The organism is Bifidobacterium goeldii (genome assembly GCF_003951095.1).
GTDB lineage: Bacteria > Actinomycetota > Actinomycetes > Actinomycetales > Bifidobacteriaceae > Bifidobacterium > Bifidobacterium goeldii.
Window position 1 is genome coordinate 77,109 of the sequence record NZ_QXGL01000005.1, and the last position, 17,742, is coordinate 94,850.

Genomic DNA, 17,742 nt, shown 5'->3' on the forward strand with positions numbered 1-17,742 from the left:
CTGTGCAGGTGGGGTAACGGTATGCTTGAATACGCATGAAAATGGCATTATTAGTGAGATTTTATGGAAAGGGCTCGTGTGAATTTCGAAGTGTGGCCTGAAGCCATTGAGCTGGGACGTCTGTTCGCCGAACGGGGATACGAACTCGCACTGGTCGGCGGGCCGGTGCGTGACCTGCTGTTGCACCGGCGTTCGCACGACCTTGATTTCTGCACTTCGGCGCGTCCTGAAGAGTTTGAGCCGATTCTGCGCCACTGGGGGCGTGATGGTTTTTGGGATATGGGCCGTAAGTTCGGCACGCTGGGTGCAATGCGCCGGCGCGCGGATGGTACTGAAGTGCAGGTTGAGGTAACAACCTATCGTTCGGATACGTATGATCCTGATTCGCGTAAGCCTGAAGTCAGCTACGGTGATTCGCTGGAAGGTGATCTGTCGCGCCGTGATTTCACCGTGAATGCGATGGCGCTGCGCGTGCCGCAGCTCGAGTTTGTGGATCCGTTTAACGGTGCGAACGATTTGGCTAAAGGCATATTGCGTACGCCGGTGGATCCTTACCAGTCGTTTGATGATGATCCACTGCGCATGATGCGCGCAGTGCGTTTTGTTGCGCAGCTTGGCTTTACGATTGCGCCCGATACGGCGGCGGCAATCAGTGACATGACCGATCGCATTGAAATTGTTTCCGCTGAGCGCGTACGCGACGAATTAACCAAGCTGCTGCTGTCGGATCGCCCGCGCGCTGGCATCGAAGCACTGGTGGAATCCGGGCTTGCAGACATTGTGTTCCCGGAGATTCCCGCACTGCAGCTTGAAATTGATGAGTATCACCGTCATAAGGACGTGTTTGAGCATACGATGATCGTGCTCGACCGCGCAGTCGCATTGGAAACTGGCGATGACGGCCCCGTGCCGCGCCCGGACTTGACGCTGCGATTGGCTGCGCTGATGCACGATATCGGCAAGCCAAAGACTCGTCGATTCGAGCCGGGTGGCAAGGTGAGCTTCCATCATCACGATGCAGTCGGCGCGAAAATGACGCGTAAGCGACTCAAGGCGCTGCGCTTCGACCATCATCTTATTGAGGATGTCAGCGAGCTGGTGAACCTGCATTTGCGCTTCCACGGGTACGTAGACGAGCCGTGGACCGATTCTGCGGTGCGACGCTACGTCAAGGACGCAGGCCCGCTGTATGAGCGTCTAAACCGCCTTACGCGCGCTGACGCGACCACGCAAAACAAGCGCAAGGCGATGGTGTTCTCTTCCGCGATGGACGAGATGGAGCAGCGCGTGCGCGACCTCAAAGAAAAAGAGGACTTCGACGCGATTCGCCCTGACCTTGACGGTAACGAGATTATGGCATTGCTGGGTCTTGAACCTGGCCCGATGGTCGGCAAAGCGTATAAGCATATGCTTGAATACCGCCTTGATAATGGCCCGGTTGAGCATGATGTAGCGGTTGCTGAGCTAAACCGCTGGTACGCCGAGCAGCAGTAAGCAATAGGTGGTACCCGCGCTTCGCGCGCCAGATCTCTAAGCCGAGGGAGCCAAGTATGTGGTGCACGTTAGTGTGGACGCGGTAGCCTCGGCTCCCTCGGTTAGGACAACGCCGTGTAGAAAACAGCCCGGTGGGCTGTTTTTAGGCGTTGTGCTCGCCGATAGGCGAGCCAGCAATAACGCTCGCGAAGCGAGTCCGCAGTTGCAGGACGCTGTCAGCCGTAGGCTGACTGAGGGAGCGTCCACCACAATCAATGTGGCCAATAAAAAAATCGCATCGCGCGAAATGTGCGATGCGATTGTTGTATTCGCTAGGTCACATGCGGGTTAGTTAAACTCCGCGTGCCCCGCAGCCTTGGGCAGATTCGTCATCTTGTCGGCGGCAACGCAACCTTCAAAATCTTGGATAGTTTCGTCAGCGCTGGGCACATCGTCTTTGTCGCGCAAATCGTTGAAAGTTGCGCCAAGCACCACGTCCACCAGCTTGTCGGAACGATCATCCATCACCATTACCGCGTCGGTGAAATTGGAGTTCAGCGTATACGCTTCATTGATCGCATTCACGCCGAAGTAAATCGTCGTGCGCGTCAGCTCAGTCTGATTCGTGTCATATCCCACCACGGAGAACTGACGCTTCTGCAACGCTTGAGCCACTGCGTTCGCAAGTCCCGAGAACTTCGTCGCGTTGCGCACACGCACCTTGATGTTCGTGTAGCCCATATACTTCTGCTGCTTGCCTTCAGCATCTTTCACCGAGCACGGCACTTTCACGCCATAATTCGGCTTTACCGCAGCCGTAGCCACCACGCCCAAACCGCCCACGTGGAAGAAGAACAGAGATGACACAAGAAATACAACAGCAAGCGCCGCGCCCGTGATAGTGAACACGATCCGCTGGCGTTGGCGGATGTACCGCTTGCGTTCAATACGCTCGTCATGGGGTTGGGTCATGATCCGTCCTTTTCTGTGCAATTGTTCCCAGATTAGCGTTACTGTCTGACGCTATACGACGTAGAAACTGCTGACGTGATGTGCGGGTATGCGGGAGCGTGCGCTGCGATGACGCGATCAACAAGACGCGCTCGCTCCCATGCCTGTGCCACCGCTTGCGCAATCGCTGCAGTGGGCGTAAATGCGATCACTGACGGTCCCGATCCAGAGACAAACGCATGGCGTGCACCCGCTTGGATTGCCGCCTCGATCGCCTCACCACTGCGCGGATGAAGGCGAATCGCCGCCGCCTGGAGATGATTATCATCGCCAGCACCTGCGCCGATCTGGTCAAACATGCGATACACGTCAGGCGTACTCAACTGCGCGTTGTAAGCGCCCACCAACACGTTGCCTGCATAGCCACGATCGCGCAATGCGCGTACCGTCTCGCAGTCCTCATCTAAATGCTCAATGCGCTCGCCAAAGCCAGTGCCGCGCGCAAAACCGCCCGTCAAACAAAACGGCATGTCAGCGCCAAGCGTTGCCGCAACCTCTTGCAGTCGAGCAATCGGCCAATGCAAATCCCACAGCGTATTGAGCGCAAGCAATGTTGCAGCAGCATCCGCTGAGCCTCCCGCAAGCCCTGCGCCTACCGGAATCGTTTTCTCAACATGCAGCGCTACATCCGGTTCGCGCTCGGCAGCTTGCGCGAGCGCGAACAGAGCCAGCACAGCATGATTGCGGCGTAGATCACTGGATGCAAGATCGCCAAGATGATCGCCATCAATCGCCAGCGAAAAACCTGAGCCGGGGCGTTTACGCGTAGCGGTGACGGTATCGCGCACGCTAATCGCACAGTAAATCGTGTCGAGTTCATGCCGGCCGCTCCACTGTGCGCGCGGTGCGCCAACGTGCAGCGTCAGATTCGTTTTTGCAGGAACGCTGACGGTGATCGTGGTATGCGGCACGTCTTCGCTCATGCCGTCGCCTCCGCAGTATTCGCCGCCTTCTGAGCTTCCAGCGCGCGGGCGAGCGCAGTGAACTCATCAATCGTGAGCGTCTCTCCGCGTCGCGTTGCATCAATGCCAGCGTTGTCAAACACGCTAGCGGGCACTTCATGCTTGAGGGCCGCGTGCAGGGTCTTGCGGCGCTGGCCGAACGCGGCGTCAATCAGACGGAACGTGGTAACGCGCAGTGACTCTTCGGCAGCAGCCTTGGCAGCATCCGCTGACGGCTTGCGCGTGCGCGTGAATCGTACCAGCGCAGAATCAACATTCGGAGCCGGCCAAAACACATTGCGGCCGATCGTACCAGCGCGCTCAGCAGTGCCATACCAGGCAAGTTTCACGCTGGGAGTGCCGTAAATTTTGGAGCCAGGCTTAGCAGCAAGACGGTCGGCAACCTCTTTTTGCACCATAACCACGAACGAATCAAGGTTCGCAAAGCGTTCCAGCAAGGTGAGAATAATTGGCGTCGCCACGTTGTATGGCAGGTTGGCGACGAGCGTGAATGACGCGTCGTCGTTAAAATCTGGCAGATTGCCAGGCGTCACGGTCAGCGCATCGCGATTGACAACAGCGAAGCGGCTGACTGCTTGCGGCATAAATTCAGTAATAGTGCGCGGCAAACGCTCAGCAACCGGCGGATCGATTTCCACAGCGGTCATGCGCGCGCCGGTTTCAAGAATTGCCAGCGTCAGCGAACCCAAGCCGGGGCCAACTTCCAGCACGTGCGTATCGGCAGTAACGTCAGCTTCGCGCACAATACGGCGTACTGTACCCGGGTCGATCACGAAATTCTGACCGAATTTCTTGGTCGGGCTGATGCCAGCGTCCGCAGCGATACGGCGAATATCGGCGGCGCCGAGCAAGCGGCCGGTGGGGGAGTCGGCCGCAGTGGTGTTGCTCGCAGTGCTGTTTGCTGCGTTGCCCGCTGCGGATTCGATGGTGGGGGAGTCGATGTCAGACATGAGTGCTCGCTATCAGTGTCGCTGTCGATAATGCTTATGAATGCTTATGGTGTGGCCGCTGTGCGCTTGGTGGCGTTGCTTACTAGTGTTTAGTACCAGTTGTACTGCTCCGAATGCGCCCATGCTTTGGAGGGGCTTCCGTACGCTTGCGCGATATAGCTCAGGCCCCAGTCGATTTGCACGGCGGCGTCATCACGGTAGTTTGCGCCAAACGCGGCCATTTTGCTTGCTGGTAGTGACTGCGGGATGCCGTACGCGCCGGAGCTTTTGTTTTCCGCATACCACAGCCAGCCGGATTCACGATTCCACAGTTTGACAAGATCAGTCCAATTCTGACCGGTCCAGCCGCGCTGTGCAGCCGCTCCAGCCGCGTAGGCTTGCGCTTGGGCTACGGTCGCATGCCACAAGCGGCCTTGGGCTGTTGAAGAATCGGACGATGATCCGCTATTGCTACTGCCGGAATTGTTGGAATTGTTGGAACTATTGGAGTTACCCGAGTTATTCGTTGAGTTATTTGAGTTGCTTCCAGTGTTCCCCGAGTTTCCGGTATTTCCTGAGTTGTTAGCGCCCGAATTGCTGTTGTTCGAGTTGGAGTTACCGGAATTATTGGAATTGCCAGAGTTGCCGGAATTGGAGTTGTTTGAATTATTCGATTCCGGCTTGGTAGCACTGTTGTTGTTCGAGTTATTCGAATTGCTCGAGTCCCCAGAATTTCCGGAGTTCGAGTTTCCTTTATCAGTGCTGTTGGAACCGTTAGAGTTTCCAGCATTCCCCGAATTGCTCGAGCTGCCGGAGTTTGACCCGTTCGAGTTGGTATTGTTCGAAGCTGAACCGTTGGAAGATCCTGCGCTACCGGAACCAGTATCGTTCTTCGAGCTGTTATCCCCGTTCGACGTGGACGTGTCTTCCTTTGCTGCCGGCCCTACAGCAATCACCGTATCGATCGCGATTTTCGTAGTCGTTTCTGATACCAGTGTTTCCGATTCCACCGCGCCATCAACATACGTGACGTTGTACGCCTGCTGCTTTTCGCCATCTTCGCCCTGCGTACGAATTACTGTCTGCCCGGGCTGCAGTGAATCATCAACAATGGTCTGCGTGCCATGCGGTACGGTTACTGTGCGCGTTTCTTGGCCATGCGTGACGCGTTGTACGCGCAGAATCGTCTCGTCACCGTTCTTCTCAACGCTTACACGATCCTCTTTGCCCAAGATAATGCCCTTGGAGTCAAGAATCGAAGCGGCGGGCAGCTTGCCATTCGGTGCAACCGATGTCTTACCATCAGCGATAACCGTAACCGGGCCATTCTGATTAATGACTAGTCCGCCAGTGAGCTGGTTGTATACGTTGTCAATATCCACAGTGACTTTCGCAGCAGCGCTCTCGTTCTCCTCAAAGAAACCAAGCAGCTGATCAACACTGGTGGCTGTGGTCCAGAACGGTACCTGCTGGCCGTCAATGTTGATAGTGGTCTGATAAGCGCTGCGAACCGTGACCACTGCGTGATTAGCGAGCTTGTCGCCACTGGTAGATTGCACCAGATCATGCGATTTCACATCGATACCCTGCTCTTGCAGCAGTCGAGTGGCACTCATCGCATACGTTGTCACTGTTTGTGTTTCGCCATTCACGTCAAGCGCTACAGTTTTGCGCGCGGTCACGCCGAAAGTCGCCATCGAAGCAACAGTGACGATTATGGCGCATGCGGCCACGCGGATTCGCCGCAACATTACAAATCGTTGGGGTGTCCACCGCCGAGCCATACGCATATCCTTCCATTCGCTACGGTTGGCATTGTAACCAACTGGCTTGAGCGATGGTGCGTTGCAAGCCGAGAGTCACCCAATCCCCCACATTTCATGCACGGCAAACGCGACGCTTCACGCTCACGCTGCAACGGGATTCAATCGCATATCATCGCTCAAAAAAGAAGAACGGGGGCGGGAGAGAAGGGGATTGTCCCGCCCCCGAAACGGCAGAGCTGGTTGGGGGACGCTCTGCCATATACCAGAAGCCTGAAGTTGGGGGAAGGCTTCTGAGACTTACTCAAGGTAAGTGTTATGCGTAACCCAACTACGTACTATCATAATACGCCTTTGTGCTACGTTGCGAGCCTCCTGTCGGGATCGAACCGACGACCTGCCGCTTACAAGGCGGCCGCTCTGGCCATCTGAGCTAAGGAGGCAATCCATGAGGTACGAGACTTCATGGTCATTGAACGAATGACTAGCTTACCAGCAGGTCACGAACGGTCAATTCCAGTAGTGTCGCGTAGTGTCGCAATGTGGAATATCACGAGTCATGATAAACGTATGCCCTCGTTGCACAGTCATGAATTCCTGTGCAACGAGGGCATATGCGCTGTCAATACGGCAGGTCGCCGGCGTATTCGTACTATTCGCCAGTCGTCACCGAAATTGGCTTACCCTTCGCGCCAATCGACGGCATTTCGCCTTCCTTGCCGACCTGATCTTCCGTCAAGCCAATCGATTCCAGCAGGCCAGTCTTCGAATCAATCTTGGCCAGCGACAGTTCATTGCGATCCCAGAACTTGCCGTTAATCGTGACGGTCGGCGTGCTCATCGCACCCTTATTCGTGCCAGATACCTGCCACAACTCCGGGCGCTTCGGCGTATACAGGTTGATCGCATCCAACCAATCCTGATATTCACGGCCAAACGCAGCATCAGCAATCTTCTTCGGCACGCCCGCCGAAATCGCCTGCTCCTTCAACTGGTCGTCGCTCACCGACTTGTAATCGCTGCCCTCGCCAGGCTGGAAATCTTCAGCGTAAATGTTAGAAATGAACTTCAGCAGATGATCAGGATCATCATCATGGCTAGCAATGTATGCAATTGCGCCCGATGCGCGGCTGGAATATTCATCAGTGGAGTAGCTATCCATAAATGACATCGGATGCAGTTCCAAATTGATCTGTCCCGCATCAGTCAACGCAATCAGCGTCGGATCAATCTCACGGTTCAACTGACCGCAGCCAGGGCACAACGGGTCCATATACACGGCAACAGTCGGCGCATCAGCCACCTTGTTATCCGCACCATAGCCATTCTTCGAGAGCAGAATACCGCCCTTATCATCCGCAGCAGAAGGCTTCGTCTTCACCGCTTGCAGCTGTGAGTACGCATCTTGCTCAGAAATCGACGCGTTCACAGACTTCTTATGCCACGCGTTATAGATTGCGAATCCAGCAACAGCGACCAGGATGATAACAATGGCAACCACGATGCCACCGATAATCGTCTGCTGGCGGCGCTCCTTGGCGGCCTGTTCGGCGCGCTCGCGTGCCGCCTGCTCTTCGGCAGCGCGACGCTGAGCGCGAGTATTACGTTTTGTAGTCTGCTTGTCGTTCTGTGCCACGTTTCGTCCCTTTCGTTCCTTCGCGGCCTTCCGCTCCCGACCATACTAGTGGACGACGCTCATTTTCTGCTTGCTGACCACCGGATTCGCCCTCAGCTATAGCAGTTCACGAAGAGTTCACACAGTGACGGTCGTTGGCAGCGGCCACCATTCGATACCGCCACCCATGCCAGCAACCACAATGCCAGCCACTGTGACTACTGCTAGCGCGATCCACAACGCGAGTTCACGCGCCGAAGGATGACGTAGTGCAGTCTTGATGGCACTGGCGTTATCGTCGACCGGCACTGGTGCGTTTGGAACTGGGGGTGTAATCAGATCGCGGATTCCAAGGAGCGAGCCGGCTCCGATACGCAAGAGCGATGATGATGTGCCGCTGAATACGGCAGTCAGCCACCCCGCAGCCGCGCACGCGGCTAGTGCACAACCGGACATGGATAGCGGCGCTGCGGCGATAATCGGCAATACCACGGCGATGCCGAGCAGCTCGAATTGAATATTCACCGTCGGCAGTGCGAGTATCAACGTCAGCAATGTGGCACTAACCAGCAGCACTCCCAGCATGATCAGATCACGGCTAATCGCCGGCAATATCGCTTTCACCGCATGCCACGGCAGCGTCACCACGCGCAGCGCAGTATCGCCGCCGCGGCGCTCGCCGCCATGCTTGTCTTCACGCTGCAACTGTGCGTTTACAGAAAACCCAATCGTGAGCAGCAGCCAAAACAGAACACCGGCAATAACGGTTGCAATCAGTGGCATACTCATCGCCATGGCGGCGATTGGCAGCGCCAGCATGGCAGTAAACACGCGGCCACGCTGAAGATACGCGCTGCGCTTGGCGTCAGTGGGGGAGAGGGGTGCTGCAGCCGCGGACGGTGCTGCAGCCGCCATCGTTCCGTCTGCCGGCGTTGCGTTCGCTGGCGGGACAAATTGCGGCGGTATATCAGCGATCACCTCGGTGGCCTCGCCGGGAGCTGGTGGCACAGGCTGCAATGGTTGCGTGGCAGCTGGTTCTTGCGGATACGCTGCAGTACGAGGGATATTCTCGCTGGCAATAGGTTCGCCAGAAGCCGCGTTGACTGGAATAGTGGGCGGATCAACCGACAGTGGTGCTGTCGCGGCTGAATTAAACGGCATCGTGCTCGCAACATCCAACGATTCTGTTGGCGGCTGCGGCGGTGTGTTTGGTGGCAACGGCGGCACAGACTGACTGATAATGCGCTGCAATGCCGGCCGCGCATTCGGCATAGCAGCCGTACTATCCAGCGAAGGCACACCGTCTGCGGTATGCGAGGTTTGCGCGGTTTGCGCGATGACCTGCGTATCATCGCGCCACAGCGTGCGCGGATTACGCAGATCAGGGCCGTCAAAAGGGCGCATCACATCCGATCCATCGGCAGCTACCGTTGCCGCGGCCTGCTGCCATGCAATCGGATTCAACGCATCCACGGTAATCGTATGCAGCAGCTGCTCAGGCGTGCACCGCTTACGCCGGTCCGGATCGAGCGCCGAACGGAACGCGGCCATCGTCTGCGCCGGCAGTCCACTGAGATTCGCATTACCGGAAGCCTCACGCTCAAGCACCGCCATCATCGGCTTCGTACCGAACACTGGCTTACCCGTCGCAGCAAACGCCAACACTGAAGAAACTGACCACCAGTCAGTAGTCTCATCCGATTCCGAGCCCTCAATAATCTCAGGCGCAATAAACCCAGGAGTGCCCATCACCAAACCGGTACGCGTAACGTGACTTTCACCCTCACCCATCGCAATACCAAAATCCACAAGCACCGGCCCGGAAGCAGAAACCATCACATTCGTTGGCTTAATATCGCGGTGCACAATGCCAGCCGCATGCACAGCGCGCACAGCATCCATCAGCTTGGAAGCCAAGCGCTCCAAGTCATCGCCAACATAGCGGCCGTTAATCGCCACATCATCGCGCAGATTCTTGCCTTCGATCAGCTCAGTAACGATGAACGCCAGCGAATCATCAAGCTCCATGTCAACAATGGAGCACACACCCGGATGATTGACTTTTTTCAACGCCATTGCTTCACGGCGCAGGCGCTCGCGAGCAGTGAGCTGGTCCGCGCTGGCTGCGGCGCTGGCGCGATCATCCGCGAGCGAATCGCGCAAGATCTTCATCGCATACACGGTGCCGCCATCGTCGCGCACACGCCACACTGATCCCATTGCCCCAGATCCCAACCGGGAGACCAATGTATAGCCGCCTACCAAATCGCCAGGCTTTAATTCCAACGCGCTACTCATGCCATCCATCCTAGCCAAGCTGGCGCGCAACACCGTCAGACGCCTTCCGAACTCGCCCAATCTCTTGGGTACTGCCGTCCTCCCCGGGTATCCTGCCACTCTTTCCGGGCATACGGCCAGTTTGAAGGGGTAAACCGGCAGTATGCCCGGAAAGGGGTGTAGCCTCGGTCACAGTTTGGGCGATCCGGGGTTCGGATGCCTAGGCCCGGTCAGTGCAGTGTTTCGTCGCCGGTGAGCAGCTCCCATTCGGCCAAATGCGTGCTAGCTTTGGGACCGATTTTCGTGTACACCTCGCCGAGCAGAATCTCAATGACCGTGACCGCAGTGGATAGGCCGTTGAGCGGCAAGAAGCTCGTGGTCGATACGGGCAGCACCACGGACGCGTCTTTTTTGATCGGGGAGATGTCGCCTTCGTTGATGTTCGACATCAGAATGATGGTCGCGCCTTTTTGCTTGGCGACGTGCGCTGCGCGAATTACCGATTTCTGATATCGGTAGAAATCGAAGACAAAAAACACTGACTTGCGATTCATGTCGAGCAAGCAGCCTTTGTCGCGCTGATCAAGATCGTCCAGCAAAATCACATTGGGGCGCAATAGTTGCAGATTCAGCGCGAGAATACGCGCGACTGCAGTGCTGAATCGGCCTCCTGCAACGTAAATCGTCTTGCTGGAGTCAGCCAGCAGGCTCGCCACATTGTCCCATTCGGCGAGCGGTATGCGGCTTAAATCGTGGCTCGCCTTCGACAAGAGGATTTCCAACTGTTCTTGCACGCGCGGAGTGTGTTCATCGCCGTCGAAATTGCGAGCGCGGTCAAGCGGGCCTTTGCTGTCTGCGGCGATTTCCGCGAGCACTGCGTCGCGGAATGCAATATAGGATGCGAATCCCATCGATTTTGCAAAACGCACTACCGACGGCGCAGACACGCCTGCGCCCGAAGCAATGGATGCGATAGGGCCTAAACAGGCAGTCGGATAGTCTGACAGCAGGTATCGCGCGACCAGTCGTTCGGCGTGCGAAAGGTCAGGAAACGCATCTTTGATGCGATCCACTACCGGCACTGTAGGGGGTGCGGGTGTAGTGGATGCGGCCTCGGTTACGGGGGTAGGATGTGCGGGTTCCTCTTGGTGCTCTTGGTTCATCGACCTTCCCAGAGTGTGCGAATCGCGGGAACACCCTGTTCCCGGCTGAGCACAAAGATACTCCCCTCAGGCAGTGTTTCGTAGTCGCCGTTCTGTATGCCGGTAGAAGCCACGATAATCGTGTGCGCGTCGCGGCGCATAACCAGCTCGTGATAGTGCTGTTCGTTGTGCTGCCACGGCAGGTGTTCGCGGCGGTAGGGGTCGTCGTCAACGTTAAATTCTGCGCCAGCGTGCACGTTGATGACATACACCTTGCCATCGTGCAGGATGAGCGAGTTGAGGCTGCGGTGGGGGAACGCCTTCTTGGTATCCTCAACAGCCTTGATAATGCCGGCTTCGGTATCGCCGGTCTGGCGGCAGCACTGCAAAATGTATGCGAAGAATCGTTCTGAATCGGTGCCACCGCGCACGAGAGCGTGTGCTTCATCGTCGAGCATCGGGTCGATGAGCTGCGGGGCTGCGATATTGCCGTTGTGCATGAACGCGTAGCCGTCGCGCACGAAGGGGTGAGAGTTTTCTGCGACGGTGGCCATGCCTTCGCTCGCCCAGCGCAGGTGGATGAGCTGTTCGGTGGCCGCGTTGTGGTGGGTGAGCTGCTCGAATTGTGGATCTTTTTCTGCTTCGATAATCGAGGAGCATGATTCGATGCGCCCGTCTGTGCCGGTCCAGGCTGCTCCCCATCCATCATTGTGAAAGTCGCTGAGCGCGGTAAACTCGGCGAGCTGCTCGTCGCCGAGCGCTTGCTGTGCTGTAATGGCGGTGTCTGACATGATCGCGAGTAGGCGGCACACGGTAAACCTTCTTTTCCTGATTTTCCAACGATTTCGAACAAATCTGCCAATATTATATACATTACAATTTGTAATTAAATTATTCGTTTTGTAACAAATACGACATACAGGGGCGTCTATGTTTGGTCACATGGAAACAGTGATCTATCCCACGTATAACGCGGCTTCTGGCACCCCGCCCCCGCCAATGCAGCCGCGCCAAGCAACCGCCGCATGATGCTCGGAAGCTTTGTCGGGCTTGACGGTGTCGTCCGCTCGAAAACCATCCCCACCACACGCGAATCCACGTTCATCCGCTCGGGCATGGGCGCTTCTCCAACGTGGGCTGTGTTCTGCCCCGATAGCCAGATCGCCTTCACGCCGAAAATCAGTGTAGTAGGCGACCTGCGACTGCGCATCGACCCGCATATGGAACGCCCGCTCGACGATCACGTCATCTGGGCTCCCACCAATTTGACCACGCAGGAGGGCGAAGTATCGCCACTGTGCCCGCGCTCGCGCCTGCAGCAGATCGAACGCGAAGCTGCCGCTCGCGGATACCACGCGCTGTTCGGCTTCGAATTCGAGTTCTACCTGCTGCCGGATGAGATTAAAGACGATATCGACTCGACCCAACTGCGCAAGACTCAGTGGAGCGCATACGGCACCGATAGCTTCCTCGAGCGTGAAGCCTTCTTCATGAAGGTGCAAGACATGTGCGCCGAGTCTGGCATTCCGCTGGAACAGCTGCACTGTGAATACGATAAGTGCCAGCTTGAGGCTTCTACCGCGCCGACTACGCCGGTGCGCGCTGCCGATCAGGCTGTGCTTACCAAGCTCATTATTAAGCGTGTCGCCCGCGATTTCGGCTGCTCGGTGAGCTTCTCGCCAAAGCCGTTCGTTGACCTGACCGGTAACGGTGGTCACATTCACTTCTCAATGACCCGCACAGCTGACGATTCGCCAATTTTCTCCGGCGGTGACGGTGCGTACGGCTTAAGCGAAGAGGGCGCGCACGCGATCGCCGGTATTCACGAGCACGTGTGCGAACTGAACGCTATTTACGCTGGTTCTCCAGTGTCGCAGTTGCGGTTGTCGCCAGATTCTTGGTCTGGCGCTGCTGCCTGCTGGGGCTTGGAAAACCGTGAGGCTGCTATTCGATTCTGCGCTGCCACTAAGGGCAACCCGCTGGGCGCTAACGTGGAACTCAAGTGCGGCGACTTGGCTGCGAACCCGTATTACGCGATCACATGCATCCTTGGCTCGGCGCTCGACGGTATTGAACGCCAGCTGTCGTTGGCTAAGGAGACGACGGTGGATCCGGCGTTGCTTACCGATGAGGAGCGCGCTGAGCGTGGTGTGAAGGCGCTGCCGGGCACCTACGACGCCGTGACCGAAGCATTTGCGAAGTCTGATTTTGCGCGCACAGTGCTGGGCGAGGACGTGGTGGAAGCAGAGCTGGCTATTCGCGAGCTGATGGCGAACACGTATCGCAGCGTGGACCCGAACGAGCTGGCTCGTAAGTTCCGTTTCGTCTGGTAATTCGAGCGTAATCACCGGGATTGGAGGCGCGGTATGCCAAGCGATACCAACAATGCGCAGTGCTGCAATACGCCGAGCGAGGCAGAGTCGCTTATCCGCCGCGATAGTAACGTTATTGCGGCTGCCGAAAAGGTACGTTTCTTCAATCGCCCGGTGGTCGGCGGCCGCGGGTCGCTGTACACCAGCGCTGATGGCGAAGAGCTGATCGACCTATCAGCAACGTGGACGGCTGCGGGATTGGGCTATGCGCATCCGCTGGTGCGCGAAGCTGTTGACGAAGTGCTGCGCAACTGCCCCGGCATGGGCATCGGCTCGGTAATCAACCCGCAGTGCCTCAAACTGGCGCAATCACTGCTTGCTATCACTGATTCGACTGGCTACGACCGCGTGGTGGATGATCGCCGCGTGTACTTCGGCCATAGTGGCTCTGACGCGAACGATGTCGCGCTGCGATTGTGCCGCAAAGCCAGCGTGCAGCACGGCGGCGGTCGGCGCGTGCTGGCGTTCGAACACAGCTATCATGGCGGTTTTGGCGAAGCGCTGGGCTTGTCCGGCGTGCAAGTGGAAGGTGGCGCTCGCCGCGATGACTGCGTGACCTTCCTGCCGTACCCCGATCCGGTGCACCCGCATACGCCAGGCGCGACTGCGAGCGAAGAGCGTGACTACTGCCTTGCCGCAGTGCGCGTCGCACTGGAAGTTGGCGATGCTGCATGCCTGATTGTGGAGGCTATTCTGTCAGACGGCGGCATGATCGTGCCTCCAGATGGCTTCTTACAAGGTCTGCGCGAACTGTGCAGCGAATATACCGTGCCAATGATTTGCGACGAGGTCAAGGTTGGTCTTGGCCGCCCGGGAACCACTTACGCATACCAGCATGAAGGCATTCACCCCGATGTGGTGACGATCGGCAAAACGCTCGGCTCGGGGCTGCCGATTTCAGCGATTATTGGCCCCGCGTCGATTCTGGATTGCGCGCCCGGCTCAGCACTGCTCACGATGGGCGGCAACCCAGTATGTGCGGCTGCTGCGAACGCGTTCTTGCAGGTGCTTGCTGTTGATGATCTGGCTGATAAAGCAGCTTCGGATGGCGAGGAGTCGCGCGAGTTTCTCGCGGAGGCGATCGCGGACGAGTCTGAGCAGACGCGCGCGCATGTGGTAGATATTCGCGGCCGCGGTTTGGCAATGGCGGTCGAACTTACTGATCCTGACCATCCGGGCGATCGCACGGCGGCGGAACGGTTTGCTGAGAAAGTGTGCTTCCGCGCGAATCAACTTGGCGTGGTGTTGTATTACGTTGGCGGCCATGTGTTGGAAATTACGCCAGCGTTGACGATTGATGCGATGACGTTGCGGCGCGCTCTGGCGCTGGTAGTGCAGGCAATTGTCGATGTGACCGCGGGCGCGGTGAGCGATGATGAGATTCACGGATTTGGAGGATGGTGATAATGGCTGATTCGCAGGTGTGCCAGCAGGTTCGCCAGCACATTATGCAGATGCCGCTGGTTGACGACCATGTGCACTCGTGTTTGGCTCAAACGCCATCGCGGCCGCGGTTTGAGGAGCTGCTGTGCGAGTGCGCTAAGCCACTTGGCCCAGGTCAGAGCCGGTTTGATAGTCAAGCTGGTTTTGCGCTGGTGCGGTACTGTTCGCCATTGTTGTTCGGTGAGCGTTGCGCGGTGGCAGATTATTACGATCAGCGCGCTGGAGTTGATGAGGAAACCGCTGATCGTACGCTGCTGCCTGCTGCTGGTGTGGGCGACTGGATTATCGACCCTGGTTGGGCTGCAACGGAGTTGATTGACAGTGACGAGTTTGCTCGCCGCTGTGGGGGCCGTGTGCATTTGCTGACGCGCTTGGAAACGGTTGCAGAACAGCTGTTGCAAGATGCGGGCGCCGTGCATGATTTTCCACAGGCGTTCCGTCGCGCGCTGCACGAGGCGGCAGCGAACAACGTTGGGTTTAAGACGATTTGCGCGTATCGCTGCGGGTTTGATATCGACTGGCGTAAACCGAGCGATACCGCGGTGCAACAAGCGGTTGATGCGCTGGATGCGCATGGTCGCGAGCGCCTAGTGGATCCGCAGATTGTGAGCTTTATTGTCCACGAAGCGATGGCGTTCCATAAGCCGATTCAGTTCCATGTTGGATTGGGCGATCGTGATATTGATTTCCGGCATAGTAATCCGCTGGATTTGCGTGATCTGCTGGTAGCGGCCGAGAACGTTGGTACACCGGTGGTGCTGTTGCATTGCTGGCCGTTTGAGCGCGAATGCGGGTACTTGTGCCAGAACTTTAACAACGTGTACATGGACGTTGGTTTGGCATCGTATTTGATGGGCGTGCAGGCGGTAGACGCATTGCGTCGCGCGTTGGAATTGTGCCCGTTTACGCGATTGATGTACTCCTCGGATGCGTGGGGTTTGCCTGAGCAGCATTACTTCGGTGCGATGGTGTTCCGTCGCGCGTTTGCTGATCTTGTTGAGCAGTGGGTGGCTGATGGTGATTGGCTGCCTGCTGATGCGATTCGTGTTGCTGACCTTGTAGCTGCCGGTAATGCGAAGCGTTTGTACCGCCTGTCCTAGCTGTAACAAATCTTATATTTTTCATTTTTTGTCTTTTTCTGTAACAGATTAGACATATACAACCTTCATCCTGAGCCGTAGGCGTTGTGCAGAGCAACCGATTTTGAAATCAACGCTGATCCACATCTCACACATCACACATAGATCGGAGAAGAGAGATGGATACTACAGTTGAAACGAAGACCGCTTCCGGCGGAGAACTGTCGAAAAGCTTGAAAAGCCGTCACGTTACGATGCTGGCAGTCGGCGGCGTTATCGGCGCTGGCTTCTTCCTTGGCGCCGGCTCGACAGTTAACACGGCCGGCCCTGCCGTCATCATCTCCTACCTGCTCGGCGGTCTGATCACCTTCCTAGTCATGGTGCTGCTCACCGAAATGGCAGTTAGCACGCCTGTTGCAGGCTCCTTCCAGAAGTACGCTGAAATGTCGCTTGGCCCGCTGCCTGGCTTCCTGACTGGCTGGACCTACTGGCTGGCCTTCCTGATCGGCCCGGCTTCCGAAAGTATTGCAGCCGGTACCTTCCTGAACGTGTGGTTCCCGCAGGTGCCCGTCTGGGTGTTCGCACTGGTGGTAGCTGCATTGATGACCGTAGTGAACCTCATCGGCGTGAAGTTCTTCGGCGAGCTGGAGTTCTGGCTTTCACTGATCAAGGTTGTGGCGCTCGTGCTGTTCATCGTCGGTGGTTGTGTGGTGCTGTTCGGCATCACGCCTGTGCAGAACGTGACGTTCTCCAACCTGACTTCGAACGGCGGCTTTGCACCTGCTGGTATCGGCGGCGTGATCACCGCCATGATGATCGTCATGTTCTCCTTCGGTGGCACTGAATCCATTGGTACTGCTGCTGAGGAATCCGAGAAGCCGGAACGCGATCTGCCGAAGGCTCTGCGCTCCACGCTGATCCGTATCCTCGTGCTGTTCGTGCTGTCCATCTTCGTGCTCGTGTGCATCCTGCCGTGGCAGAAGGCAGGCGTCTCCTCCAGCCCGTTCGTCGACGCTACCAACATCATCGCTGGCCCGGTTGCTGCCAACATCATGAACTTCGTGGTGCTGATCGCCGCTCTGTCCTGCATTGACGCTGCATTTACGCCACCAGCCGCATGATGTTCTCGATGAGCCGCGATGGCTTCTTCCCCGCGGTGTTCGCTAAGACCAACGAGAAGACCAAGGCTCCGGTGAACGCGATTCTGATCAGCTGCCTGATGCTGTTCATCGGCGCACTGCTGTACTACTTCTTCCAGGACTTCGCGTACACCTGGCTGGCATCCGTCTCCGGCTTCGGCTTCCTGTTCGCTTGGCTGATGATCTGCCTGTCGCAGCCGAAGATGCGCGATATCGCTATCAAGCGCGACGGCAAGCTCAAGTGGTCTGCGCCTGGCGGCCGCCCGCTGCAGATCGCCGCGGTTGTGCTGATCGCCGCTATCTACGTTGGCCAGCTGTTCAGCGAATCCGGCCGTAACACCCTGATTGCAGGCGTGGTCTGGCTGCTGATCGCTACTGCGTACTACTTCGCGATTGGCAAGAAGTCATTTGAGAGCAAAGCTAAGGAGCTGCAGGACAGCGTTAAGTGATTGTTCTTCAGTGATCACCATCGCGGTGAATGAATAGGCTGACGATTGTGGGTTCGCGTCACAGCGCGGGCCCACATCGTCGTATTGA

General features: G+C 57.1%; 12 protein-coding genes, 1 tRNA gene and 1 pseudogene. 5 read left to right on the plus strand and 9 right to left on the minus strand.

Annotation, left to right across the window (positions count from 1 at the left end; all coding sequences use genetic code 11):
- Positions 1-78 precede the first annotated feature (78 nt).
- Positions 79-1,494, plus strand: a complete 1,416-nt coding sequence (locus D2E25_RS07995; protein WP_164514782.1) for a CCA tRNA nucleotidyltransferase — start codon at positions 79-81, stop codon at positions 1,492-1,494.
- Positions 1,495-1,821: 327 nt separating this feature from the next.
- Here the strand turns inward: D2E25_RS07995 and D2E25_RS08000 are convergent, their stop codons facing one another.
- The 9 genes from D2E25_RS08000 to D2E25_RS08040 form a co-directional block, all read right to left on the minus strand.
- Positions 1,822-2,445, minus strand: a complete 624-nt coding sequence (locus tag D2E25_RS08000; protein WP_125981622.1) for a LytR C-terminal domain-containing protein — start codon at positions 2,443-2,445, stop codon at positions 1,822-1,824.
- Between the two features lie 38 nt (positions 2,446-2,483).
- Positions 2,484-3,407, minus strand: coding sequence for a 4-(cytidine 5'-diphospho)-2-C-methyl-D-erythritol kinase (locus D2E25_RS08005; RefSeq protein WP_125981624.1), 924 nt, complete (start codon positions 3,405-3,407; stop codon positions 2,484-2,486).
- Positions 3,404-4,396 (minus strand): 16S rRNA (adenine(1518)-N(6)/adenine(1519)-N(6))-dimethyltransferase RsmA, encoded by a 993-nt coding sequence (gene rsmA / locus D2E25_RS08010; protein WP_125981626.1) that lies wholly within the window; start codon positions 4,394-4,396, stop codon positions 3,404-3,406. The genes D2E25_RS08005 and rsmA overlap by 4 nt, the downstream gene beginning before the upstream one ends.
- An 89-nt stretch (positions 4,397-4,485) precedes the next feature.
- A complete protein-coding gene (locus D2E25_RS08015; RefSeq protein WP_478213045.1) occupies positions 4,486-6,165 on the minus strand; it encodes an aggregation-promoting factor C-terminal-like domain-containing protein in 1,680 nt (559 codons plus the stop codon).
- A gap of 342 nt (positions 6,166-6,507) precedes the next feature.
- Positions 6,508-6,581, minus strand: a tRNA-Thr gene (locus D2E25_RS08020).
- Between the two features lie 209 nt (positions 6,582-6,790).
- Complete coding sequence (locus D2E25_RS08025; protein ID WP_125981630.1) at positions 6,791-7,774, minus strand: DsbA family protein; 984 nt, start codon at positions 7,772-7,774, stop codon at positions 6,791-6,793.
- A 117-nt stretch (positions 7,775-7,891) separates the two neighbouring features.
- Complete coding sequence (locus tag D2E25_RS08030) at positions 7,892-10,060, minus strand: serine/threonine-protein kinase (RefSeq protein WP_420897343.1); 2,169 nt, start codon at positions 10,058-10,060, stop codon at positions 7,892-7,894.
- 200 nt (positions 10,061-10,260) lie between these two features.
- Entirely contained in the window at positions 10,261-11,103 is an 843-nt protein-coding gene (locus D2E25_RS08035; RefSeq protein WP_164514771.1) for a MurR/RpiR family transcriptional regulator, read from the minus strand.
- Between the two features lie 86 nt (positions 11,104-11,189).
- Complete coding sequence (locus tag D2E25_RS08040) at positions 11,190-11,984, minus strand: class II glutamine amidotransferase (RefSeq protein ID WP_277599951.1); 795 nt, start codon at positions 11,982-11,984, stop codon at positions 11,190-11,192.
- A gap of 213 nt (positions 11,985-12,197) precedes the next feature.
- On the opposite strand from D2E25_RS08040, the gene D2E25_RS08045 reads away from it, so the two are divergent.
- The 4 genes and pseudogenes from D2E25_RS08045 to D2E25_RS10750 all read left to right on the plus strand — a co-directional run bounded on the left by D2E25_RS08045 (position 12,198) and on the right by D2E25_RS10750 (position 17,654).
- Positions 12,198-13,505, plus strand: coding sequence for a glutamine synthetase family protein (locus D2E25_RS08045; RefSeq protein ID WP_125981638.1), 1,308 nt, complete (start codon positions 12,198-12,200; stop codon positions 13,503-13,505).
- Between the two features lie 33 nt (positions 13,506-13,538).
- Positions 13,539-14,948: an aspartate aminotransferase family protein gene (locus D2E25_RS08050; protein ID WP_125981640.1), complete on the plus strand. Its 1,410-nt coding sequence runs from the start codon at positions 13,539-13,541 to the stop codon at positions 14,946-14,948.
- 2 nt (positions 14,949-14,950) lie between these two features.
- On the plus strand, positions 14,951-16,087 hold the full coding sequence (locus D2E25_RS08055) for an amidohydrolase family protein (protein WP_164514772.1): 1,137 nt from the start codon (positions 14,951-14,953) through the stop codon (positions 16,085-16,087).
- Between the two features lie 233 nt (positions 16,088-16,320).
- A pseudogene (locus D2E25_RS10750) lies at positions 16,321-17,654 on the plus strand (amino acid permease).
- Positions 17,655-17,742: the final 88 nt, after the last annotated feature.